Consider the following 22,218-nt stretch of genomic DNA (forward strand, 5'->3'; position numbering starts at 1 on the left):
CAAATATAATATAAAACCCTAAACAAAACTACAGGAGGCTTGAAGATTTACTAAAAAATAATTAAATTTAATTAACATTTCTAAAACATTAAAAATCAGCTAAAGATGGCACGAATTTCGCCAAAGAATGCTAATTATTTTTTATTTTTGTACCATGATGAAACCTGTTGGAAAATTAATAGTAATCGGAGGAGCTGTAAACAAGGGAAGTTTTTCAGAAACCGATTATGATCAGAATATCGAAAAGAATCTTAACTTTTTTGAACGTGGGATCCTACGAAAGATCATTAACGAATCAAAACACAAAGAAGATTCCGTCATTGAAATTGTAACAACAGCCTCCCAAATTCCTCAGATCGTAGGTTCTGAATATAAAAAAGCTTTTGAATTCCTGGGTGCCAAAAATGTGAATGTTTTAGACATTCATAACCGTGAAGAAGCCAATTCTGATGCTATGGTAGCAAGAGCCAATGCTGCTGATGTAATGATGTTCACCGGAGGAGATCAGCTGAGACTGACTTCCATTCTGGGGGGAACCAGATTTCATGACACCATTTTACTAAAGTATCAGGAGCAGGACTTTATCTACTCGGGAACTTCTGCAGGTGCAGCGGCAGCCTCTGAAAATATGATTTATCAGGGAAGCAGCTCTGAAGCCCTTTTAAAAGGAGAGATTAAAACTACACAGGGATTAGGTTTAATAGACAATGTAATCATTGATACCCATTTTGTACAAAGAGGCAGAATCGGACGTCTTTTCCAGGCAGTCGTAAACAATCCAAGAACACTGGGAATAGGGCTTGGTGAAGATACTGGACTTTTCATCCATAATGATGTGATGACTGCTGTAGGTTCAGGTCTTGTTATTCTGGTAGATGGAAGATTCATTAAGGATACCAACCTTACGAACATCAATCTGGGAGAGCCCATTTCCATTGATAATTTGACCGTCCATGTAATGTCTATGAATGATCATTATGATCTTACAACAAAGATGCTTACTATTGAGAATTCTCAATTTAATCCAATTCCTCAGGATAAATAATTGAATAGAATATAAAAACGGAACTTCTGTTCCGTTTTTTTTTAATATTATCTGCCAAGAACTCATCCAAAGTTTATTCTTTATTCTATTATTTATAAATTAACTTCGTCAAAACATTTATTAACTATCATTTATATTCTATGAAAATCATCATCCACGGCGGTTTTTTTTCAGAAAGCGATCAAAGCCATGAGGTAAAAACAGCAAAACAAGATTCTTTAAAACAAATAGCTCAAAAGGCTTTTGAATACCTTCAGACCCATACTGCTTTTGATACAGTTGCCTATGGAGTTTCTCTATTGGAAGACGATCCCCTGTATAATGCAGGAATTGGTTCTCAAATTCAAAGTGATGGGGTAATTCGTATGAGTGCTGCCATTATGAATGGAGAAACCCAAAAGCTAAGCGGGGTTATTAATATTCAGGATGTAAAGAATCCTATTTTTGTGGCAAAGGATCTTATTGGGGAAGATGACAGGGTTTTAGGTGGACAAGGAGCAAAAAAATATGCTACGGAGCATGGGTTTGAGAATTTTTCTACGGAAATACCACAAAGAAGAAAAGAATATGAAGCTAAGCTTAATAATGGCGGAAAAGGTACAGTAGGCTGTGTAGCTATTGATAAGGATGGAAAACTGGCTGTTGCTACTTCCACAGGAGGAAAAGGCTTTGAGATTCCCGGTAGGATCTCGGATTCTGCCACAGTGGCCGGAAATTATGCCAATGCTTTCTGTGCTGTAAGCTGTACGGGTGTAGGTGAAGACATTGTAAGCAATGCTACTGCCACAAAAATTGTGACAAGAGTTACGGACGGAATGAGCTTAGAAAGTGCTTTCAGTAAAACTTTTGACGAACTTAAAACCATTGACGGATTTGCAGGTGCCATCGCAATTGATAAAGACGGCAATGTTTATCACCAGGATTCATATCCAACTATGGTTTTTGCTAGTTTTGACGGTGAAAATTTTGAAACCTTTTCTTAATTTTAACATTTTTTTATCATTCCAATTAATTTTTTGGCACGTATTTTACATGTTTATTAATAACAAATTTTAATATTAAATCTTAAAAATAGAAATCATGGGAAACAAAACAAAAGGCTTATTAGCTTTACTAGGATTAGGTGCTTTAGCTTATTGGAAATATAAGAATTCAACTCCTGAAGATCAGCAGGCTGTAAAGGATAAACTTAATACAGCAAAAGATAATCTTAACAAATGGGGAAATGACATTAAAAATAAAGCCAATGACGTTGCTTCTCAAGTTCAGACTAAAGTAGATGAAGCTAAAACAAAGGCTGAAGATTCTTTAAACTAAAAAAACAGAAAGTAGTTTTTTTTAACATTCATATATAGAAAAAGTCATCGTAATTGTACGATGACTTTTTTAATTTTTAAGTTTCTAATACTCAAATTTTTATTTTCTTCTTAAAAGTAAATTCATGAGTGGAAAAGCATCCAGAAAAGCAGTTCTTGAATCATCTTTTACTTTATCGCAATCTGACCATTTCAAATTTTCGTTAATACTTTTAATACATTTATTACGACGTATATAGTAAACAGCAGAGTAATTGATTTGTTGATTTTCAGAGCCTTCTTTATTGTGAATATTTATTTTTGCCTTAATCAGTTTTTTATTCTTATAATAGAATTGATAGTCATGAATATAGTTAACCATCATTTTATGTTCTATCTTTATATATTTTGTTTGTCGGACATTACAAGCTAAGCTTACACTACTACTGGGAACATCATTTTTACCATCACTTATTCCTGTTACAATGGTTTCTTTTTGTAATCCTGTATCAGCATCCAGTAACTGGCATTGGCACTCCACTTCTTTTACATAGGCCTCATTTTTCGTTTGGCTTATACATGAGGAAACTAGAATTACTGGTAAAAATAAAAGATAAGTTTTCAAGAAATAACTCATTGATCAAGTAATCTTTTCTTTTGCTCGTTAAATTCTTCTTCACTTAAAATTCCATTCTCCTTCAATCTTCCTAACTGTTCTAACTGATCCAGGGTACTGGGTTCTGATTTATTTTGAAAATATTCTTCGGGATGAGACATGAAGTTTCTTACTTTTTCGCAAAATAATTCTGCGTCATATTTCCCTACTCCATCAATTTCTACAATGTCATCCGATACATGAATATCTATGGATGCCAGCATCAATTCGGTTTCATATTGTATGGAACTTATTTTACTGTAAGAGAAATCTTCAACTTTCAGTCCATACATGAATTCTTTATCTACAAAAATCAATCTTCTGTCAGTCGCTACTAAGACAATATGATGGGTTGTAATTTTATTTCTGCCCTCAACAAGATAAACAATCTTTTCATCTTCTGACAGTATATTGGGTAATTCACGAATTTCTTTTCTTGCAAAAAAAGTGGGATTAATATCCAGCTGTTCAAGTTCTTCTTTTATTTCGTCCAGTCTTGATTTTTTACTCATAGCAGTAGTTTATGGGTCTAAATTACTATTTCTTGGCAAGAAAATAATTTAATTCAATAAAAATATTAAATTTTAGAGGGAATGACAATGGAAGTATATAAGCTGAAAACTTCCCATCCCAGATTTTCATACAAAAGTCTGCCCTCTTCTGTAGCAACCAAAAAATTATTGAAAACATCTTTCGATAAAGCTATTTTCTCTAATTCTTTAATAACGAAAGAAGCAAGCCCTTTTCGTCTATGTTTTTCGTCTGTAACAATTCTATCATACACCGCCAGATTATCCACTAAAACAAGCCGTCCAATGGATGCCAGCTCTCCGTTTTCTGCAATAATTTTTATGGTAAACACAAAGCCATCCTCGCTGCATTCCAAATTATAACCATCAGCAAGTTTTGAATCCGGAATATTCATAGGATGAAAGCAGTACATCATGTATCCCTGCGGCTCAATTTTCCATTTTTCAGGAATATTTTTTATAAAACGATCCGAAGCCGCACAAACCTTAAGATAAACCCAAGATTCATCAATGATATAGGAAAGCTCGAAAAAATCCTCATTAGGCTCAGAAAATACATATCGCTGCTTTTGCTTTTCCTCACCAACCTCAACTTTAAACCCGGATTTGTACTGAACAGGCAATGATAATTTTCTGGATAAAGACCATGCTGTCAACCATTTTTCCAATAGATTTTCAGAGACTTTATCTTTCATATCACTAGTATTATTGAAGTTGTTCTAAAAGCTTCTTTTTTTGTTCTGCAAATTCAACGTCTGTCAAAACTCCATTTTCTCGAAGTCTTCCTAATTTTTCCAACTGTTCAAAAACTTCTTCGGTTGATAGTGTTTTTACAGGCTGGGTTTGTTTTTTAGGCTTTTCCACAGGCTGGGTTTGAGATTCCTGAGGCTGATTATAAATTCCCTTTATGGTATCATAGAACTTTTCAGCATCTTCTCTATCAAGGTAGCACTCAAACTCTATTACTCTTTCATCCAAATGTAGTTTAATGATTGGTGATCTTGGATCTGTAACAAAACTTACAGATTTAATGGCATCATTGGGATAGTCAATGATCTTTGCAGCTCCAAACATTGATTTTGATACTGAAAGCATTCTTTTCTGTGTTGCCACCAAGATTCCGGCATCTAATGTCTTTACAAACTGTGCATCTGTGACAGCAATAATCTTTTCATCTTCAGAAATAAGGTTAGGAAGCTCCTTAATTTCACCTTTAGTAAAAACGGAAAGATTGACGTTTAGATTTTCAAGTTCGTTTTTTATTTTTTGCTTTCTACGTTTAAAAACTTCTCGGGAAATGCTTTGAGGTTCAGAATCTGCAGCCATGGGAAGATTTTCTTCTACCACTACAGGTTGATTCTGCTCTTCTTTCTTGTTTTCTATCATGCTGTTAATATCATCAATGCTAAACTTATTAAGGTTGTACAGCAGCTCTTGATTGATATAGCTTATTTTATCTAAGCATTTATTGCATAAAACGCCACCGTCTGCAAGTTTATTCTCTCCCAGAAGAGTATCCATAGACGTTAATTCTGCTTTACACAATGAACAGTTATTACTCATTTTCTTGTTTTTTATAATTTATCCAGCAGTTTTTTCTTCTGCATTTCAAATTCTTCATTGGTTAAAATACCTTTTTCTTTAAGTTCTCCCAGTTTCTCCAGCTTTTCAAAGACAGCGCCTGCATCTTCTTCTCTCGTGGCTCCCTGTTGTCTCAAAGGATTTTGAAGACTGTGTATATAGTTTTGTGTAGATTCATAGAAAATCTTTGCAGCATTTCGGTTATTAAACTTAAACTCTGCTTTTATTCCTTCGTTTGTATATAATTTCAATTCGGAAGAAACCAATCCGTAACTATGTTGTACTGATACAATCTTATGATGAGGAAATTCATTTTCCCTGCCATTCCCCAAAAGATTTCTATCTATAAAAATCACTCTACGCTCCGTTGAAACTAAAATCCCATCCAGGTTATTATTTAGATATTTTCCCTCAGCAATGGCAATAAGTCTTTCCTCCTTCTCCAGAACATTGGCCAGTTCATTTACCTCAACATTTGCAAAAATACTGATCTGGGCATTCAAGGCAACGATTTGATCCCTTATCTCGTCGAGTCTTGTGGGTTCTTCAGGCTCTTTTTTGCCAACATTTATCTGAAAAGAATGTGAAAATGTTACTACCGTGCGTGATACAGAAGTTTCTACCATAGGTTTCAGCTCTATTTCTTCCTCTTTTTCTTCTATGCTTTCTCCCAACACAATATCCCTTACCTGTACTAAGCTATAATTACCTAGGTCATATACAAGGTCTTTATTAATATTTGTTGCTTTATTCAGACATTTATTACATAGAATGCCTCCGTCTGAAAGTTTGTTTTCCCCCAGAACTGTATCCATGGCTGTTAACGGAATCCCACATAGAGCACAATTTGTGTTCATTCTAGCTTTTATTTTAAAAAAAAATTTAAATCAAAAAAGAGATAAAATAATTCGTTCCAATTTATATCAACTTAAATTACAAATGAAGATTTATTTTCAATCAAAATGTAAGTCATTGAGTTATTCTTTTTGAGAAAGTTATTAAAGTCTTTCCAATAATTTTGCTTTTTGAGCCGTAAACTCTTCTTCACTTAAAACTCCCATTTCTCTAAGTTTTCCAAGCTTTTCCAACTGTGAGAAAATCACTTCCGGAGATTCTTTTTGAGTATTGATTGAACTTTGTGAAGTCTGAGCTGAAGTATTTTGATATAGTGATTGTGGTTGTCTTACCTGTTGATTGAGTGGTTTTGCAGGCTCGTTAATACGTCCGTTTGCTATATTACAAAATGCTCTTCCATCATTTTTATTATGCAGTTTAAACTCTGCTGCACCTCCTCTTGTATTTATTTTCAATATGGAATACAGAAGGTTTTCAATCTGTTCTAAGGATATAATGTCCTGGTGAGTAAATTCTCTCTTTACAATTCCTCCCAAGAACTTCTTATCCATGAAAATTACTCTCTTCTGTGTTGAAAAAATAATTCCCTCCCTTTTGCTATGAAGATCTATACATTCTGCAATAGCTACCAGCCTTTCATCTCCATCCAATACTTTATCAAGCTCATTCACCTCTTCATTGGCCAACACACTTAGTCTGGCATTAAGGGCAACAATCTGATCCTTGATCTCATCAAGCCTGGTTGGTGCATCATATTCAAAATTATTAGATCCTGCATAGGGAGAGTTTCCAGGATTCTGGCTGGCATCAATTTTACTTTTAAGGAACATTCCTGTAATTTCAGCGAAATAAAACTGATCAAGATTATTGATAAGATCTCTGTTGATTGTAATTGCTTTATTAAAACATTCAGCACACAGGTAACCGCCATCTGCAAGTTTATTTTTTCCTACAAGCATATCCGTAGACGTTAGCGGTGTTCCGCATAATGCACAAATAGTATTCATCTGTTTTTATGTTTAAAAGTTTTTCATTAAAAACAGAGTATCTCTTTTACTCTATTTTTTCTATTATCGACCCAAAATACAAATTCTGATTCGATTAATACATAAATTGACTTAGAGTTTTTCTAGAAGTCTTTTCTTTTGTTCTGCAAATTCTTCATCGGTAAATATTCCGTTTTCTCTAAGTTTTCCCAATTGCTCTAAAAGTTCAAGAACAGGTACTTGATCTTCTTCAACGTACTGATATCCAAGAGTGATATTCACCGCTTTACAAAATCCTAAGGCAAGCTTTGAATCCTTATTTTCAAATTGAAAAATATTTTCTTCAGTATTGATTTTAAGAATAGGCTCCAGATACTGTAACTCTATTATCCTTTCATGAGGAATAACTTCGATATCATCGGTTCCCAATCCTTTAAAAATTAATCTGGTTTCCGTTGACAATAGTAACGTTGCCTTTTCATTATACAGTCCATCAATAATATGAATTACTTTTTCATCCTCCATCAAAATATCCGGAAGTTGATCAATATCCTCTACTACCCATACTAGCAAGCCTGGATTAATATATTGAACTTGATATCTTATATTTTGCATCAGTTTCTTATTAAAATAAAAAATAAGACGGTTTTCTAAACCTTAATCATTTTAAGTTCTAATAAAAACAGCCCAAGGTTATTCTTTATAAAAAGCCTTGAGCTGTTCCTTTATCTATAAAATTATTTTTTACCCCAAAAACTCTTCCAAAGAAACAGTTTTCTGCTCCCCAGCTTCAAGGTTTTTAAAAGTTACGGTTCCATTTTTTATTTCCTCTTCACCAAGGAAGACAAGGTTCTTAATTCCTTTCTTTTCAGCGTAGGTAAATTGTTTGTTGATTTTTGCGCTTTCAGGATATAGTTCCGCTGAAACTCCTTTTCCTCTTAGCTGCATGATCAACCTTAGTGCTTCAGTTGTTTCTTCTCCTCCGAAATTAGCAAATAAATATTCTATTTTAGAAGATGCTTCTTCTGGGAAAAGATTTAGTTCCTCCATTACTAAATAGATTCTATCCAGTCCAAATGAAATTCCTATTCCCGGAATATTCTTTACCCCAAAAACTTCTGTCAGATTATCATATCTACCACCACCACCGATGGATCCCATCGCCACTTCATCAGCTTTCACCTCAAAGATTGCTCCGGTATAATAATCAAGTCCTCTTGCCAACGTAATATTGAATACCAGATTCTGCATATCAACCCCTAAGTTTAAGGATTGTGTAAGAACAAACTCTAATTCCTCTACTCCCTGTAATCCTATTTCGTTACCAACAAATTTTTCTTTTAGCTGAAGTAGGTTTTCTAATGCATCATCAGATTGCTCAAATAAGAAATCCAACTTATCAATAGACTCCTGAGAGATTTCTCTTTCCAGTAGTTCCTTAACCACGCCGTCTTTTCCAATTTTATCCAACTTGTCCAAAGCAACGGTAAAATCAATCAGTTTGTCTGTAATTCCTGCATATTCAGCCAATCCGGAAAGAATCTTTCTATTGTTCATATGAATCGTTACAGGAACTTTCAACTCAGAGAATGACTTCAGGTATAGTTGAACCAAATCCACTTCCTGTAATAAGCTTTCACTTCCTACCACATCGGCATCACATTGGTAAAATTCTCTATATCTTCCTTTTTGAGGTCTGTCTGCTCTCCATACCGGTTGTATCTGAAATCTTTTGAATGGAAATGTTAATTTTCCATGATTCATTGCTACAAATCTTGCAAAAGGTACAGTAAGGTCATAACGAAGCGCCTTATCTGTAAGGTTATCTGAACTGAAAGGTTTCTCCAACGCTCTCTGAAAGTCATGAAGCATTAGAGTCTTTTTATCATCTTTCGCTTCATTAATACTTGAGTTAAGAATCTTAAAAATTAGACGATCTCCTTCTTCCCCGTACTTTCCTGTTAATGTAGAAAGATTTTCAAAACTTGGCGTTTCCAACGGTTGAAATCCGAATAATTCAAAATTATTCTGTAAAATATTCATGATATATTTTCTTCTGGAAACTTCCTGTGCCGTAAAATCTCTCGTTCCTTTTGCTAAACTTGGCTTCATTTCTTATATTTCATTTTGATATACGCAAAAGTAAGGAATTGCAAGGAATTTACACAGTATAAAAAAGCCGAAGAAATAATCTTCCTCAGCTTTTGTCATTATGTGATCATTTATTCTGAAAAATCAGACGCCTTCCAGGATTTCCAGGATTTCTTCCCCATAATTTTCAATCTTATGCTTTCCAAACCCCTTAATATCAAGCAATTCTTCTTTTCTAGCAGGCTTATACTTGGCTACAGATACGAGTTCCTTGTTACTTGCAATAAAGTAAGTGGGTAGATTTTGTTCCCTTGCTTTCTCTGATCTCCAGAGCTTCAAGGCATTCAAAATCTGTTCTTCATCATAGCTTAAGGAATCGTTATCAGCAGAATATTTAATAGCCTTTGGTTCTTTTACTGTATTCTTCAACATTTTATGTTCTTCAAAATACAAAATAACAGACCAATAACATTCATCATTTACAAAAGCTGTTTCTACTTTTATAATCTCATTTGCTTCCAGAAAATCATCCAGCATCTTTTGATCCTTGTAGAGTAATTCTTCAGGAAGCCTGATTTTAAAAACTTTTACTTTCATCATTTGTGTTTTTTAAATTATTTACCGCCTAACAGCAGGATCTCGTCTACACGAATCTCTGTAATATATCGCTTAACGCCATCTTTATCATCATATGATCTGTACGTAAGCTTTCCTTCTATGGCAATTTCCTTTCCTTTTGGAACATATTTTTCAAAAATTTCTGCCGTTTTTCCAAAAGCAATCAGATTGTGCCATTGCGTTTCTTCTACTTTTTCGCCTTTAGCATTTGTGTAATGATCGCTGGTAGCTAAAGATACACTCGCTTTTACATTCCCATTGTCGAAGTTTACCATTTCAACTTCTTTACCTGTGTAACCGATTAAGGTTACTTTGTTTCTTAGTGACATAAGTTTTAGAATTTAAAGATTAATGTTTTCAGATAAGAGACGTTCACTGTTTTCTCAAATCTCTATTGCAAAGATTGGAATACCGCCAAGGATCAGTCGGTTATAAACTATTTAAATTCATTTGTATTCGTTTGTTGTCGGATAATTTTTATAAAGAACATTATTCTTTCTCACATTCAATACTACTTTTAGCTTCTGTTCCAATATGAATAAGACGATAAAATAAAAACAAACTCTAAAACTAAAAAGCTATGAATAATTTAATATTAAAACTGCGTTAAAATCTAAAAATTAAAAATCAAAACACGTATAGTACTACCCATTTACAAACGCATAATTCCGTATCTTTGACAATAATACCCGCCGTAGATAGCAGAATGAAAGATGGTCTGAGTTATGATGATCTTAAGGAGATATTGGAACCGTTGATTGAAAACCCTCTGTGCTTCGGAATAGAAATTACCATTCTGGATCCTGATTATGATGAAAATGGAAATTATACCCTACCTTTTGTAGAAAATTTAATTCAAATTATAAAAATAAAGAAGAATAAATGAAGAAGACTATAAAAAGAACATTCAGAGTCTCAAAATATGTAATCTATAAGGAAACTCTGGTTGATTACAAAGAGCATTTTTGGTCATTTTTAGGTGCTTTTTTCGGAATTGGATTGATTGCATTTATTCAGTCCCACTCTTTAGCACAAACTGAGAATATATTTTTGATTGGCTCTTTTGGGGCCTCAAGTGTTCTTATTTATGGAGCAATTCAGAGTCCTTTGGCTCAACCGAGAAATTTGGTGGGTGGACACGTTCTTTCTGCATTGGTGGGAGTTACCATTTATCAGATTGTTCCGGATATCATATGGCTTTCTGCACCCCTTGCCGTAGCTTTTTCAATTGTATTGATGCAGTATACAAAAACTTTACATCCTCCTGGTGGAGCTACCGCATTGATTGCAGTGAGTTCTACTGGAAAAATTCCGGAATTAGGATATTGGTACGTCATCTCCCCTGTTCTGTCAGGATGTATTATTCTTCTGCTCGTGGCTTTACTTTTTAATAATATAACATCTAACAGAAGCTATCCTACTCATAGCAGGTTTATAAGATTATTAAGAAAAAAACACGCACATGCACACAAAATGAAAAAATAAAGATTATGAATTGTTTGGAATGTGGCGAAAAAATTATCGGGAGGTCTGATAAAAAATTCTGCAACGATGCCTGCCGAAATGCCTACAATAATAAGCAGAACAAGGATTCTACAAATCTGATGCGAAATGTGAACAACAAGCTTCGCAAAAATTACCGTATTCTGAAAGAAATAAATACCGATGGTAAAACAAAGATTGCAAAATCTAAGCTAGATGGCTTGGGTTTTGATTTTGAGTATTTCACCAACCTGAAAGTTTATAAAAATGGATCAGAATATAGGTTTATCTACGATTATGGCTATAAAATTCTGGAAGAAAATTTTATTTTGATTGTAAAAAGCCAAGTCTAAATTATCTGCACCTCTCTCAAATGTATTATTATGAAAGAAATTGTCTTGATTACAGGAGCCAGCGGCATGATTGCACGGGAACTGGTTAAAAGAATAGGAAACGAGTATGACATACGGTTGCTTACCCGAAAAAAAGAACGTAATAATGAATATGAATGGGACATAAAAAAGGGTACCATTGATGAATCTGCACTGGAAAACGTTTCTCATATCATTCACCTGGCGGGAGCTAATATATCGGAAAAACGCTGGACCGAAGAACGAAAAAAGGAATTAATATCCAGCAGAATTGATTCGGCGGGATTGCTTTTGAATACATTGAAGAAAAAAGACATACGGCTTAAATCTTTTATTTCCGCTTCAGGTATCAATTATTATGGTACTGAAACTACCGAAAAAAATTTCACAGAAAAGGACTCTGCAGGCAGTGATTTCCTAAGTGAAGTGGTTGTTCTTTGGGAGAAAGCCGCAGAGAAATTCAAAGAGCAAAATATTGCTGAAAGAGTTGTCAAAATACGGACATCTGTTGTACTTTCTGAAAAAGATGGGGCGTTAAAGAAAATGATCCCTCCTATCAAGTCCTATATAGGATCACCTTTGGGGAGCGGAAAGCAATATATGCCATGGATCCATATTGAGGATATATGTTCTATCTATGAGTTTGCTTTAAGAAACACTTCTATAAATGGAGCTTATAATGCTGTCTCACCTCAACATGCCACCAATACTGATTTGACCAAGAAGATAGCTGAGGTACTTAATAAACCTTTATTCATGCCTAATGTTCCCGGTTTTATTTTAAAATTAATGTTTGGTGAACTGGCAACAGCTATACTAGAGGGTTCAAGGGCTTCTTCACAGAAAATTCAGGAGGCAGGGTTTCAATTTCAGTTTCCGGACTTGAAAGAAGCACTTGAAAATTTATTAAATCATGAAAAATAATTTGGTATTATGAAAAGACAACACGTATTTATGCTTTTTCTTCTGCTTTCCATCTCCGTTTCTGGACAGAAAAACGAGGTTCTGAATGCAAAGGAAAAAGCTCTTACCGAACAGTTCAAAAATGAATACAAAAAGAAAAATTATAAAAAATTTGCCGGTAAAATAACCGTAAAAGATAGTCTGGTCATGTTTGATGATAAAATTATTAATTACGATAAAAATGATAAGGAAACAAAAATACTGCTTCAGGAAGGCATTATCTATCCACAGCTTTTAACAGATTATCTGGTAGAAAAATTCCTCACAGACAATACCGACAAGATGCAGAGGAAATTTTACAAACTTCAGAAAGACCCCCGCGCTTCCTTTGATATGTCCAATATGAAAATAATGGATACTCATCATCTGAGTTTTCTCAGTTCAAGTCCCGAAGTAAAGGTTTTTAATATGACTTCTAAAGACGGAAAATCACCAGGAACATCCAATTATCTTATTGAACTTACCAATAAAAATGCAACAGCTGCAACTTCTATGGAAGACTTCATTAAAAATTCTAAACTTACTTTTATCCTGAAGAATAATTAATTTTTCAAATTTTAAAAGCTATCATCAATAAATACCAAAATTAAAAAATCACTCCAAGCAATTGAAATATATTATGGAAAAAACGCTTATGCAGAACAGCAGAATAAAAATCTTAAAAACAGAAATCCTTTCAGATAACTGGTATACTTTAAACAAAGTAACTTTCAATATTCAAAAAAAAGACGGAACTACTGAAACGCAAAGCAGAGAAGCTTATGACCGCGGAAATGGCGCTGTTATCCTTCTTTACAACGCAATTACCAACACGGTTATTCTAACCAGGCAGTTCAGACTACCCACCTACATCAATGGAAATACCACAGGAATGCTTATTGAGGCTTGTGCAGGGCTTTTAGACAATGACAATCCTGAAGACTGTATAAAACGAGAGACAGAAGAGGAAACAGGCTATAAGATATCAAAAGTTGAAAAAGTATTTGAAGCTTATATGTCTCCCGGTTCTGTAACAGAAATTCTTCACTTCTTTATTGCTGAATATTCCAATGAAATGAAGATAACAAACGGTGGTGGTCTTGAAGAAGAGGGTGAAAACATTGAGGTTTTAGAACTTTCTTTTGACAAAGCACTTACCATGATTGACTCCGGAGAGATTAAAGATGCAAAAACGATTATGCTGCTGCAATATCTGAGACTTAAAAATATTATATAGTTTAGCAACGTCTGCATTAAAGCAATTCATGTATGAAGAAAATTCAAGTATTGATTACAGCTTTTATTCTATTTTTAACAAGTTGTAATCAGGTTGATAAAGACCAAAAAGCAACCAATTCAAATATCAGAATAATGGATAACTCAGAAATTATTAAACATGTAAAGCTCGCAATAAACCCTAAATTCCAAGACTGGGTTCTTTTTAAAAACGGGACTTACCTTATTTTTGAAAATACCGACACCATTAAAAATGTAAATGATGAAGCAATAAAGCAGATGAAAGAATTTGGGCCGGTGTTTGCAGGAGGTCCTGCCGGTGATTTCAGTACCATTCATTTAACAAAAACGGACGGCTGGATAATTTCCGGACATGGCTACGGAATGTACACCTATGTAAACCCGTCAGAGATTGAGAATAAAGCACCCAATGATATAGAAATTGGATTATTTGGCAGAACAAAAAGAGATCTTGACGGAAAAAACCCTGAAATAATATACACAAGCAGTCGTAAAAAATAGCTTATAATAATTATTTTTAAAATGATACAGGATCATATTACCATTCAAAACCGTTATAAAGATTTTATAAAAAAAATCATTGAAACAGAAACAGTGTATGCCTTAAAGGATGAAAAAGGATATGCAACTTCCTACTCCAACGAAATAGAAGATGAAGATGGTGAACCGGCACAGATCGTTTGTTTCTGGTCAGACGCTGCAAGAGCAAAATCCTGTGTGGATCAGGAATGGAATCATTATGAAGTCTTTCCTATTTCCCTCAGAGAGTTTATAGAAAACTGGTGCTTAGGGATGAACAATGACGGTCTCATCGTAGGAACTAATTTTGACAGCCATCTTTTCGGTTATGAAGCCGAACCTCTGGAGGTTATTATCGATAGTATTGAAGAGCTTAGAACTACCGGAAAATCTTTGGAACTGAGAAAATTCGAAAATATGGAGGACCTTGAAAGCCAGTTCAGGGAAATTTTGAAAGATTAATGTACATATCCTTATATTAATCAACACATGCTAAAGACCTTGGGAATAAAGATGATTAAAATAATGGCTGGAATTTCAGTCATAATTTTCAGTATTCTGATGCTGAAAACGATTTCCCAATATACTTCCCTTGAAAAAAATGTAGGATTTCTCGCATTTAAACAAAACGTGATTGATAATCCTTACTGGATGACTTTTTTTTACATCCATATTTTCTCAATAACGCTTTGTCTTTTGGCAGGCTTAACCCAGTTTTCAGATCTGTTTTTAGAAGAGAATAAAAAGCTGCATAGAATCATTGGAAAGATCTACGTATACAATATTCTTGTCATTAATGTTCCTGCATGCTTTGTGTTGGGATTATTTTCAAATGGTGGATTAACAGGAATTGTAGGATTTCTAATTCAGGATATTCTTTGGGCTTATTTTACCATTAAAGCTGTGCTTTTCATTAAAAAAGGGAATGTGGCTGATCATAAAAATTATATGATTCTAAGCTATGCCGTTACCACGACTGCCATTACATTCAGAATCGTTAAAAATTTATTTTATAATGAAAAGTACCATGATTATGAGCTTTTCTATGGTCTCAATGTTTGGCTGGCCCTTGTTGTAAACTTATTGATTGCTTATTTAATTCTTAAAAGAAATCGCCCTTTATTACCGCTCAAAAGAGACATTCGCCAGGAAAATAACAACGGCAGTAAACAGTATTGATAAAAATGAAACAAGGAAAACCAGTAAGTTTAAAAATACGGCATAATTACTCTTCATTGTCCATCTTTTACAGAACCGCATCATGAGATAAGCCATTGCAGTAAAAATCGCCAAAATAAGTACCAGATAAAGAAAATCCCAGTTTATATCAGTAAGCTCCCAGCCCATAAAGTTATTTTAATCCAATATAATATTTTTTTTTGAAAGACATCAAAACAACTCTAAAAATCACTGATTTCAGGTATTTTCATGAAACATTTATACTAAAAAGAAAAAAATGATAATAAAGAATATAGACCACATTGTACTAACGGTTGCCAGCATAGAAAAGACGATTGAATTTTATACTCAGATTATGGGATTTGAAGTAGTAACATTCGGAGACAACCGAAAGGCACTCATCTTTGGAAATCAAAAGATTAACCTGCATCAAAAAGGTCATGAGTTTGAACCTAAGGCTGACAGACCAACCTGTGGTTCTGCAGATCTTTGTTTCATTGCAGAAACGGATATTCAAGAAGTAGTGGAAGAACTGAAACAGAAAAACATTAAAATTATTGAGGGAATTGTAGATAGAACGGGTGCTGTGGGGAAGATAAAATCAGTTTATTTCCGTGATCCTGACGAAAATCTCATTGAAGTAAGCAATTATTAAAGCTGTTTAAACTTTTTTATTAAACCACAAATAAGATACACAAGCTTTTTAAACACTTAAGCTATTTAAGTGGTATACTTTGTATATAAGAAGTACACTAAAGTTTTGTTGAAAATCAAAGATTTTCATCTTATGTGAACTTAATTGTGTAATATTTCCTTACACTTTCTAAAGTGTACTAAAGTGTTAAAAATAAAAAAATTTGTGATTAAGTTTAAACAGACTTATTATTAAAAGATCAATTTAAACCATTAAGATTAGTAAAGAAATAAAATTTTCTTATCACCTTAATGGTTTAAAAATTTCATATTATACATCCATATCATTCTCTTCTCCAAATGCTTTCCAATAGTTATATTTATCCGGATTGGCAAAAGTTGGATCTTCCTTATAAAAATACAGAAGTCTACTCAAAGCATGGGTATAAGTAGAATATTCCAAAGCTTTTTCATAGTAACTGATCGCTTTTTTTATGTTGGGCTTTACGCCTAGCCCCTCATCGTACAGGATTCCGTAATAGATATTGGAATAGGTATTTTCGCTGTCTTTTCTTAAATAGCGTTGAAGATTTGCATAATCATGTTGTTGATAATAAATCTCAGATATCTTATCCTCATTGAAATGGAATTTCTTTTCTGCCTGTTTGTAATATTCCAACGCAATATCATAATCCTGCAATACATAATCACCATAGAAGTATAGAAGCCCCAGGTTTTGCATAGCCAACCCATTGCCTAGCTCAGCAGACTTACGAAAACATTTCAAGGCTTTTTTAATGTTCTGCGGGTATCCTATACCATTTTGATAATGATAGCCAAGATTATTCAATGCATAGGGTTGGTCCTGTAATGCTGCCTTTTCGTACAAGGCAATTCCTTTCTTAAGGTCATAATACTTCGGAGGAGTGTTATCATCTGTATAAATATATCCTAGTTCCACCATCATATTGGCATCACCTCTCTCTACTCCTATCTTGTAAAGCCTGATAGCGTCTTTAAGGTTCCCTTCTTGGGCATATTCTTCGGCCCGCGATGCTAAGGTTTCATTATCAAAATGAGCTTCATATCCGGAACCTAGCTTTTCTTTCCATGTATTGTAGAAATTAAGAAAATACTGCTGATCCTTTCCACGCAGATTATATCTTTTGTCATATAAAGAACCCATTTGAAAGCTGGAAACCTTGTATAATTCTCTTTCGGAATTTAATATAAACATTTCATTCCCCTTAAAAAGACAAAGCAACTGTTCATCATATTCTATTCCTTCACAGATATAATTATAAATCTCACTTTTCACATCTGTCTTTTGATCATAATAAAGCATTCCCTCGGAAACAGTGATACGAAAGACTTCCTGTTTACAGGCTTCAATTTTTTTATATTCTTTGGATGAAGGAATCATCCAACGGTCTTTTGATGCATCATACAATCCTATCCCATTTTGATCAGAAAGCAGAAATACGTCTTGCATAAACTGGGAATACCAGTCTCTGTGAATATTTTCAATGGTATTGTTTTCCAGCCTAAACTGCTCACTACTTGTGTCGTAGATATACCATACCTTATCTTTTTTGTAAGCAAAAGCAGTATAGCTGTAGTCTCCCAAAACCATCATTACATCTATTTCCGAATCCAAAAGGCTTCCATCAGGTTTTATAACGCTGGTCTTTTTCTGAAACTTATTAGGATTGACTCTGTAATATCCATTTGAGATATGAACTAGTGAATCTTCAGGATGTTCTCCGAAGCAAACTCCATTCATTGTATAATAAGATCTCTTGGAGGTTCCTGTCTTTTTACTAAAGATCAAATCATTATAATCATACTCAAAAGGGGTTTCAGAAAGATCTGCAATAACTTGTTTGTTGGATAGATTAATCACACGGTAGTTTCCATCTTTTTTTGCATTAAAAAGTCCGCTGTACCAAAGAATATCCAGTTCTTCGTATTCACAAGGAATGATAAGTTCCCCGGAACCAATGTCAATCATTCCCCATTTATCATTAATTTCTACATTTCCATAATTTTTTTCATCTATAGGAAAAGTGTCAATAGCATCGTCATAAATGCATTCAATGAGGACCTTTCCATCATTTCTCAGATATCCAAACTTACCGTTTTTTTGTGCTACGGCAATACCTTCAGTATTGAATGCAAAAATTTCATCATAAACGGGAGGTATTACTATATTCCCTTTAATATCCTTCAGCCCCCAAAGTGCGTTTTCTTCAAAAGGTTCTGTTGGGTTTTTATACAATTCATCATTCCAGTATCCCAGTCCATATTCTATCCAATCTGTTTCCAGCAATTCTAAAAAGGTATCATAACCATGTCTTGCGAAAATTTCCTTTTCCAGCGCGGTAAGATTCTGATTTCGCATTGCTTTCTCATAGAGTTTATTCTTTTCCGTGATTTCCAATACCCAGTCTTTGGCCTGATCTGTATGGCTTTCTTCATTCATGTTGAATACATCTGTTGCATTCATTGAAAAGGTATCATAAGGAAGTGCATCCAGAAATTCAAACATTTTGTTTACCGGCTCGTAATATGCTTTCTTATAATGGAGCTGATAATGGTCTGCCAACAGCTGATAGAAGCGTTTTAATCTTGAAACACCCTCTATTTTATCAAAAAAAAGTCCTTTCCCTTTCGATCTGGGATTTCCGCCAAATAAAGGCATGAACAGCTCAGGAATTTCATAGTTCCATTCTCCAAGGTAATATGGATATACCTCTTTGGTCTTCGAATCAAAATTATATAAATAAATACGGTGTGCCATATATTTTATATTTCAACAGTTAGAATCCAAACTTAGAAAACAATCCCGGCTTTTTCCATGAAGCCTTATATTCATCTGCAATAGAGTCATACTCAGGAAATGATCGCACGTGGTCCAATAGAGCATGAGCTTCTTTAAGATTCCCACCCTGATACAATACAACAGCTTTTGCCAATTCTACACTTTCCGTAAGATCATCATACCCCCATTCTTCATCATTATAGATTTTGTTGAATCTTTCTGCAAGCATTAAAGTCTGATCCTTATTATTTAGTTTTTCATAGATTCGGATTCCGTAGCTTAACCAAAGTACATAGTCTTCCGGGTCCATGGCGTCGTCATTTTCAGCATCATATTGACTGAAAATTGAAGCTGCTTCTGTATAATCACCCTGAAGAAAATTACTTTTAACGATCATATAAATTGTTTTGGCCTTATCAAAATCATTTAACAGGAAGTCTTTTTTATTTTCCAGATAGTTTTTGGCTGCTTTCGCTACATTTTTGTAGTTTTCTTCTTCATTATAGATCTGCATCAATGCATACTGCGGATTAGGCTCCTGAGGAAAACGTTCTGCCAGATCGTTATAATAAGATAATCTGGTGTCGTGATCTTCACTTTCCAGGCGTGGATAAAGGATTCCCTCCAAAACATTTTTACCTGCTTCCAGATCCCTGTAGTCATAATCACTGATCTCAGGATTATCCATTGTGTGCTGGTAGAAGTAATTAAGGGCTTCTTCAGCATCAGAATACACTTCAGGAGAGCCCTGCAACCCTAGTACTTCTATCTGGCGTGCTCTATAGTACAGGTTTTTATAGAGATAATCTTCATCCTCATCATCATATAAACCGAAGTAATTATTCAGTGCCTCTTCTGCTTTCTCATAATTTTCTTCAAATAGCAATGCATCAATCAACACAAGATGAAGCTCTCTGAATTCTGAGTATTTCAACCCTTCAGAGGCAACCTTTATTGCAGAAAGATGATCACCCAGTAAAGAATGCTTAATGGCCAGATTATTACAGCACATCGCTCTGGTGTGCATATCGTTGTAATAATTGCTTTCAAACTGTTCTGCCTCATAATATCTTTGAAAAGCTTCATAAGCCTTTTGGTAAACCATAGTATTAACTTCAGTCCATTTGATTTTGTCTTCCTCATCCTCTATTTCCTCTATAAATTCATTAAGATAAACCCCTTCGTTATAAATATCAGTAGGCAAATCTGTGAAAGCCGGAATTTCAGAGGGTATGATTTTATGTAAGTGATATTCTGATTCTACTTTTCGTCTCCATGCTGTTGCATTGGAAGATCGTTCTACAGCCTGTTCCAGTAAAGGAATTGCTTCTGAATATTGCATTGCATCATAGAAATAAGTTCCTGCAAAGTGATAGCCTGAGAAAATTTGCGGATGGGCATTGATAACCTCAAGGGCATGTTGTTTGTAAAAATCGGCTGGAATTTTAAGCATATCAGCATAATTCCGTTCAATGATCAGCTGGTAATAGAAAACATCAGGATTATTGAATCCGTTTTGAATCAATTCTGCAAAACGGTGATGCCATTCTACCAGCTTTTCCTGTATAAACATGGCACTGTTACTCCCTTTAATGGCTTTCAACATCATCTTCAATGAAAGATCCGGCGCATTATTTTCATAAGCAATATCTGCAAGGTTTATAAAGTCAGAATCCTCTCTGCTTACAAATGTGGAATGTTCCCGATCAATAAGAGCGGTAAGTTCTTCCCCTGAGATCATCTTTTCACGGTCCAGCAGATAGATCTTTTTGATCCAAAACAGTGACCTGTTCTTATCTCTAAGTTCACGATTATCTGCAAATTCTCTCTGGAAATAGTACATCCCCGCTTCAAGACTATTCAAAAGAGGTTTATTCTCACCCAGAGATTCATATATTTTGACTAAAAAATCGTAGCCATACACTTCATTTTCAGAATCGTCCAGTAAACGCTCTGCATAGCCTATAAATTCAGCTTTATTTTCCTCAGTAATATGTTTTTTCACCCTGCCTATCTGCATGAGTGTATATTCGTTGCTTAAAGGATAATTCAGGATATTATAAAGTGCTCTTATGTTGTTGGGATTCACATTTAGGATCCTGCGTAGATAAGGGATTACCTTGTCATGAATAGCATTGTAGGCTTCTTCATGCCCCTCATAGTAAACCCTGTCATGGTAGGCTACTGCCATTAAGAATAATACCTCTTCATCCTCAGGATTAGACAATAAATATTGTTCTCCCTCTGCAATACACTGTTCCAGGTCTCCCTGATAAAACAGCTGCTCTAATTTATTATACATTATTAATATTTTGTTCTAATAATTCTATCATTTCATTTGCTGCACGCCCAGATAAATTCTGCACGTTCTTTATATTCTATGCAAAATATAAAAAACAAAGTGAAAAACAAATGCCAAAGCTTATAAAATAAGGAAAGGCATTCAATAAAAACAGGTTTAATTCTTTAAGTTTTGGGTTTAAATGAGTATTTTTAAACCCAAAATTCAGAAAATTCGGGCATTATGTATATGAAAAAAATGATGATAGGTTTTTCCCTGGTTCTATCTGTTGCTTCTTGGGGACAAAAAAAGCCTGCTCAGAGTAATAAACTGGTACTTTACAGCTATCAAACTTTTGGTTGTGACAACAAGGGATATTTTGATCCTTCAAAATATAAAAAGGAGGAAATAGATGGTACTTACAAACTTTTATATCCTTTAGACTGGTCTCCGTTTTCTTCTCTTATTGTTTTTAGCCCCTCAAAATTTGATGATATTCGCAGTAACAGCAACCACCTTTTACAACAAGCTGAAAAAGACTATCTGAAGAGAAAAAAAGAGCTTTTGGACCTTAAAACAATGGATCTTCCTATTTGGAAAAAACAGCAAGAAGAGGCTATGAAGCTTTTGGAAAACGAATATCAACTCAGAAAAGAGCTTCTTATGGCCTATTCTGATCCTCAGTCTCTTAAAAACAGTAAATTTTATAATACCTGTAAAGAACATATTGATGCCATCACCACCAATGATAAGCAAAAAATGTATTCGGTATGGAAAGGCTTGTTTGAGCAAAAAAATAATGAAGAAACTTATTCCGGTACAAAGGACGCCTTTAATGCTAAATGGAACGATCAACGAAAAGATGATTTTGCACTCATAGATCTCATTAATGCTTTCAGTAATTGCGCTAATCACAGTTTCAGAACTAAGATAGATGAGGAGGGTACTTTATTTAAGGCTTTCGAAAAGGTTTTTGTAAAACTGAAAAGGGATTGCGACGAGCCATAAACCCGCCTGTTTAAAGCAAAAAATCAAAATTCACATTAAATTACAAAAATCGATAGATAAAATTGATCT

General features: G+C 34.3%; 26 protein-coding genes. 14 read left to right on the forward strand and 12 right to left on the reverse strand.

Features of this window, described 5'->3' with window-relative positions; translation table 11 throughout:
* Positions 1-157 precede the first annotated feature (157 nt).
* From EG359_RS04245 to EG359_RS04255, 3 genes are all read left to right on the forward strand, one after another.
* Positions 158-1,045, forward strand: a complete 888-nt coding sequence (locus EG359_RS04245; protein ID WP_076352082.1) for a cyanophycinase — start codon at positions 158-160, stop codon at positions 1,043-1,045.
* A 140-nt stretch (positions 1,046-1,185) separates the two neighbouring features.
* Positions 1,186-2,028, forward strand: coding sequence for an isoaspartyl peptidase/L-asparaginase (locus tag EG359_RS04250; RefSeq protein ID WP_076351622.1), 843 nt, complete (start codon positions 1,186-1,188; stop codon positions 2,026-2,028).
* Positions 2,029-2,125: 97 nt separating this feature from the next.
* Entirely contained in the window at positions 2,126-2,362 is a 237-nt protein-coding gene (locus EG359_RS04255; protein ID WP_076351621.1) for a YtxH domain-containing protein, read from the forward strand.
* A gap of 99 nt (positions 2,363-2,461) precedes the next feature.
* Here the strand turns inward: EG359_RS04255 and EG359_RS04260 are convergent, their stop codons facing one another.
* The 10 genes from EG359_RS04260 to EG359_RS04305 form a co-directional block, all read right to left on the reverse strand.
* Positions 2,462-2,965, reverse strand: a complete 504-nt coding sequence (locus EG359_RS04260) for a hypothetical protein (protein ID WP_123867270.1) — start codon at positions 2,963-2,965, stop codon at positions 2,462-2,464.
* An 8-nt stretch (positions 2,966-2,973) separates the two neighbouring features.
* A complete protein-coding gene (locus EG359_RS04265; protein WP_076351619.1) occupies positions 2,974-3,507 on the reverse strand; it encodes a PH domain-containing protein in 534 nt (177 codons plus the stop codon).
* Between the two features lie 65 nt (positions 3,508-3,572).
* Positions 3,573-4,220 (reverse strand): GNAT family N-acetyltransferase, encoded by a 648-nt coding sequence (locus EG359_RS04270; protein ID WP_076351618.1) that lies wholly within the window; start codon positions 4,218-4,220, stop codon positions 3,573-3,575.
* A gap of 10 nt (positions 4,221-4,230) precedes the next feature.
* Positions 4,231-5,088: a PH domain-containing protein gene (locus EG359_RS22695; RefSeq protein ID WP_084180280.1), complete on the reverse strand. Its 858-nt coding sequence runs from the start codon at positions 5,086-5,088 to the stop codon at positions 4,231-4,233.
* Between the two features lie 11 nt (positions 5,089-5,099).
* Complete coding sequence (locus EG359_RS04280; RefSeq protein ID WP_084180279.1) at positions 5,100-5,963, reverse strand: PH domain-containing protein; 864 nt, start codon at positions 5,961-5,963, stop codon at positions 5,100-5,102.
* 141 nt (positions 5,964-6,104) lie between these two features.
* On the reverse strand, positions 6,105-6,968 hold the full coding sequence (locus EG359_RS04285; RefSeq protein ID WP_084180278.1) for an SHOCT domain-containing protein: 864 nt from the start codon (positions 6,966-6,968) through the stop codon (positions 6,105-6,107).
* Positions 6,969-7,079: 111 nt separating this feature from the next.
* Entirely contained in the window at positions 7,080-7,562 is a 483-nt protein-coding gene (locus EG359_RS04290; RefSeq protein ID WP_076351614.1) for an SHOCT domain-containing protein, read from the reverse strand.
* Positions 7,563-7,691: 129 nt separating this feature from the next.
* Positions 7,692-9,059 carry a histidine--tRNA ligase gene (gene hisS / locus EG359_RS04295; RefSeq protein ID WP_076351613.1) on the reverse strand — a complete coding sequence of 456 codons (1,368 nt, stop codon included), beginning with the start codon at positions 9,057-9,059 and terminating at the stop codon, positions 7,692-7,694.
* A gap of 123 nt (positions 9,060-9,182) precedes the next feature.
* Positions 9,183-9,638, reverse strand: coding sequence for an HRDC domain-containing protein (locus EG359_RS04300; RefSeq protein ID WP_228434883.1), 456 nt, complete (start codon positions 9,636-9,638; stop codon positions 9,183-9,185).
* A gap of 14 nt (positions 9,639-9,652) precedes the next feature.
* Positions 9,653-9,985 carry a single-stranded DNA-binding protein gene (locus tag EG359_RS04305; RefSeq protein WP_076351611.1) on the reverse strand — a complete coding sequence of 111 codons (333 nt, stop codon included), beginning with the start codon at positions 9,983-9,985 and terminating at the stop codon, positions 9,653-9,655.
* Positions 9,986-10,332: 347 nt separating this feature from the next.
* Here EG359_RS04305 and EG359_RS04310 point away from each other — a divergent pair, with 347 nt between their 5' ends.
* The 10 genes from EG359_RS04310 to EG359_RS04355 all read left to right on the forward strand — a co-directional run bounded on the left by EG359_RS04310 (position 10,333) and on the right by EG359_RS04355 (position 16,061).
* Positions 10,333-10,542 (forward strand): arginase family protein, encoded by a 210-nt coding sequence (locus tag EG359_RS04310; RefSeq protein WP_174567005.1) that lies wholly within the window; start codon positions 10,333-10,335, stop codon positions 10,540-10,542.
* Positions 10,539-11,141 carry an HPP family protein gene (locus EG359_RS04315; protein ID WP_076351610.1) on the forward strand — a complete coding sequence of 201 codons (603 nt, stop codon included), beginning with the start codon at positions 10,539-10,541 and terminating at the stop codon, positions 11,139-11,141. Before EG359_RS04310 ends, EG359_RS04315 begins: the two co-directional genes overlap by 4 nt.
* A gap of 5 nt (positions 11,142-11,146) precedes the next feature.
* Positions 11,147-11,491: a hypothetical protein gene (locus EG359_RS04320; RefSeq protein WP_076351609.1), complete on the forward strand. Its 345-nt coding sequence runs from the start codon at positions 11,147-11,149 to the stop codon at positions 11,489-11,491.
* Between the two features lie 30 nt (positions 11,492-11,521).
* Positions 11,522-12,433 carry a TIGR01777 family oxidoreductase gene (locus EG359_RS04325; protein WP_076351608.1) on the forward strand — a complete coding sequence of 304 codons (912 nt, stop codon included), beginning with the start codon at positions 11,522-11,524 and terminating at the stop codon, positions 12,431-12,433.
* A 9-nt stretch (positions 12,434-12,442) separates the two neighbouring features.
* Positions 12,443-13,018: a hypothetical protein gene (locus tag EG359_RS04330; protein WP_123867271.1), complete on the forward strand. Its 576-nt coding sequence runs from the start codon at positions 12,443-12,445 to the stop codon at positions 13,016-13,018.
* 88 nt (positions 13,019-13,106) lie between these two features.
* Positions 13,107-13,688, forward strand: a complete 582-nt coding sequence (gene nudK, locus EG359_RS04335; protein ID WP_076352081.1) for a GDP-mannose pyrophosphatase NudK — start codon at positions 13,107-13,109, stop codon at positions 13,686-13,688.
* Between the two features lie 32 nt (positions 13,689-13,720).
* Complete coding sequence (locus tag EG359_RS04340) at positions 13,721-14,209, forward strand: hypothetical protein (RefSeq protein WP_076351606.1); 489 nt, start codon at positions 13,721-13,723, stop codon at positions 14,207-14,209.
* Positions 14,210-14,230: 21 nt separating this feature from the next.
* A complete protein-coding gene (locus EG359_RS04345) occupies positions 14,231-14,689 on the forward strand; it encodes a DUF2750 domain-containing protein (protein WP_076351605.1) in 459 nt (152 codons plus the stop codon).
* Positions 14,690-14,752: 63 nt separating this feature from the next.
* Positions 14,753-15,406 (forward strand): DUF2306 domain-containing protein, encoded by a 654-nt coding sequence (locus EG359_RS04350; protein WP_164463039.1) that lies wholly within the window; start codon positions 14,753-14,755, stop codon positions 15,404-15,406.
* Positions 15,407-15,683: 277 nt separating this feature from the next.
* Complete coding sequence (locus tag EG359_RS04355) at positions 15,684-16,061, forward strand: VOC family protein (protein WP_076351601.1); 378 nt, start codon at positions 15,684-15,686, stop codon at positions 16,059-16,061.
* Between the two features lie 309 nt (positions 16,062-16,370).
* Here EG359_RS04355 and EG359_RS04360 read toward each other — a convergent pair whose 3' ends face one another.
* Together EG359_RS04360 and EG359_RS04365 are read right to left on the reverse strand one after the other, a co-directional pair.
* On the reverse strand, positions 16,371-18,839 hold the full coding sequence (locus EG359_RS04360) for an SEL1-like repeat protein (RefSeq protein WP_076351599.1): 2,469 nt from the start codon (positions 18,837-18,839) through the stop codon (positions 16,371-16,373).
* A gap of 19 nt (positions 18,840-18,858) precedes the next feature.
* Positions 18,859-21,162 carry a tetratricopeptide repeat protein gene (locus EG359_RS04365; RefSeq protein ID WP_076351597.1) on the reverse strand — a complete coding sequence of 768 codons (2,304 nt, stop codon included), beginning with the start codon at positions 21,160-21,162 and terminating at the stop codon, positions 18,859-18,861.
* Between the two features lie 222 nt (positions 21,163-21,384).
* On the opposite strand from EG359_RS04365, the gene EG359_RS04370 reads away from it, so the two are divergent.
* Complete coding sequence (locus EG359_RS04370) at positions 21,385-22,149, forward strand: hypothetical protein (RefSeq protein ID WP_228434881.1); 765 nt, start codon at positions 21,385-21,387, stop codon at positions 22,147-22,149.
* Positions 22,150-22,218: the final 69 nt, after the last annotated feature.

This window comes from Chryseobacterium joostei (assembly GCF_003815775.1).
Taxonomy (GTDB): Bacteria; Bacteroidota; Bacteroidia; order Flavobacteriales; family Weeksellaceae; genus Chryseobacterium; species Chryseobacterium joostei.

What these genes read in the sequence shown, in the direction of transcription:
- EG359_RS04245 (WP_076352082.1), top strand. Translation starts at nt 158, where the DNA reads ATGAAACCTGTTGGAAAATTAATAGTAATCGGAGGAGCTGTAAACAAG.
- EG359_RS04250 (WP_076351622.1), top strand. Translation starts at nt 1,186, where the DNA reads ATGAAAATCATCATCCACGGCGGTTTTTTTTCAGAAAGCGATCAAAGC.
- EG359_RS04255 (WP_076351621.1), top strand. Translation starts at nt 2,126, where the DNA reads ATGGGAAACAAAACAAAAGGCTTATTAGCTTTACTAGGATTAGGTGCT.
- EG359_RS04265 (WP_076351619.1), bottom strand. Translation starts at nt 3,507, where the DNA reads ATGAGTAAAAAATCAAGACTGGACGAAATAAAAGAAGAACTTGAACAG.
- EG359_RS04270 (WP_076351618.1), bottom strand. Translation starts at nt 4,220, where the DNA reads ATGAAAGATAAAGTCTCTGAAAATCTATTGGAAAAATGGTTGACAGCA.
- EG359_RS22695 (WP_084180280.1), bottom strand. Translation starts at nt 5,088, where the DNA reads ATGAGTAATAACTGTTCATTGTGTAAAGCAGAATTAACGTCTATGGAT.
- EG359_RS04280 (WP_084180279.1), bottom strand. Translation starts at nt 5,963, where the DNA reads ATGAACACAAATTGTGCTCTATGTGGGATTCCGTTAACAGCCATGGAT.
- EG359_RS04285 (WP_084180278.1), bottom strand. Translation starts at nt 6,968, where the DNA reads ATGAATACTATTTGTGCATTATGCGGAACACCGCTAACGTCTACGGAT.
- EG359_RS04290 (WP_076351614.1), bottom strand. Translation starts at nt 7,562, where the DNA reads ATGCAAAATATAAGATATCAAGTTCAATATATTAATCCAGGCTTGCTA.
- hisS (WP_076351613.1), bottom strand. Translation starts at nt 9,059, where the DNA reads ATGAAGCCAAGTTTAGCAAAAGGAACGAGAGATTTTACGGCACAGGAA.
- EG359_RS04300 (WP_228434883.1), bottom strand. Translation starts at nt 9,638, where the DNA reads ATGATGAAAGTAAAAGTTTTTAAAATCAGGCTTCCTGAAGAATTACTC.
- EG359_RS04305 (WP_076351611.1), bottom strand. Translation starts at nt 9,985, where the DNA reads ATGTCACTAAGAAACAAAGTAACCTTAATCGGTTACACAGGTAAAGAA.
- EG359_RS04315 (WP_076351610.1), top strand. Translation starts at nt 10,539, where the DNA reads ATGAAGAAGACTATAAAAAGAACATTCAGAGTCTCAAAATATGTAATC.
- EG359_RS04320 (WP_076351609.1), top strand. Translation starts at nt 11,147, where the DNA reads ATGAATTGTTTGGAATGTGGCGAAAAAATTATCGGGAGGTCTGATAAA.
- EG359_RS04325 (WP_076351608.1), top strand. Translation starts at nt 11,522, where the DNA reads ATGAAAGAAATTGTCTTGATTACAGGAGCCAGCGGCATGATTGCACGG.
- EG359_RS04330 (WP_123867271.1), top strand. Translation starts at nt 12,443, where the DNA reads ATGAAAAGACAACACGTATTTATGCTTTTTCTTCTGCTTTCCATCTCC.
- nudK (WP_076352081.1), top strand. Translation starts at nt 13,107, where the DNA reads ATGCAGAACAGCAGAATAAAAATCTTAAAAACAGAAATCCTTTCAGAT.
- EG359_RS04340 (WP_076351606.1), top strand. Translation starts at nt 13,721, where the DNA reads ATGAAGAAAATTCAAGTATTGATTACAGCTTTTATTCTATTTTTAACA.
- EG359_RS04345 (WP_076351605.1), top strand. Translation starts at nt 14,231, where the DNA reads ATGATACAGGATCATATTACCATTCAAAACCGTTATAAAGATTTTATA.
- EG359_RS04350 (WP_164463039.1), top strand. Translation starts at nt 14,753, where the DNA reads ATGGCTGGAATTTCAGTCATAATTTTCAGTATTCTGATGCTGAAAACG.
- EG359_RS04355 (WP_076351601.1), top strand. Translation starts at nt 15,684, where the DNA reads ATGATAATAAAGAATATAGACCACATTGTACTAACGGTTGCCAGCATA.
- EG359_RS04360 (WP_076351599.1), bottom strand. Translation starts at nt 18,839, where the DNA reads ATGGCACACCGTATTTATTTATATAATTTTGATTCGAAGACCAAAGAG.
- EG359_RS04365 (WP_076351597.1), bottom strand. Translation starts at nt 21,162, where the DNA reads ATGTATAATAAATTAGAGCAGCTGTTTTATCAGGGAGACCTGGAACAG.
- EG359_RS04370 (WP_228434881.1), top strand. Translation starts at nt 21,385, where the DNA reads ATGTATATGAAAAAAATGATGATAGGTTTTTCCCTGGTTCTATCTGTT.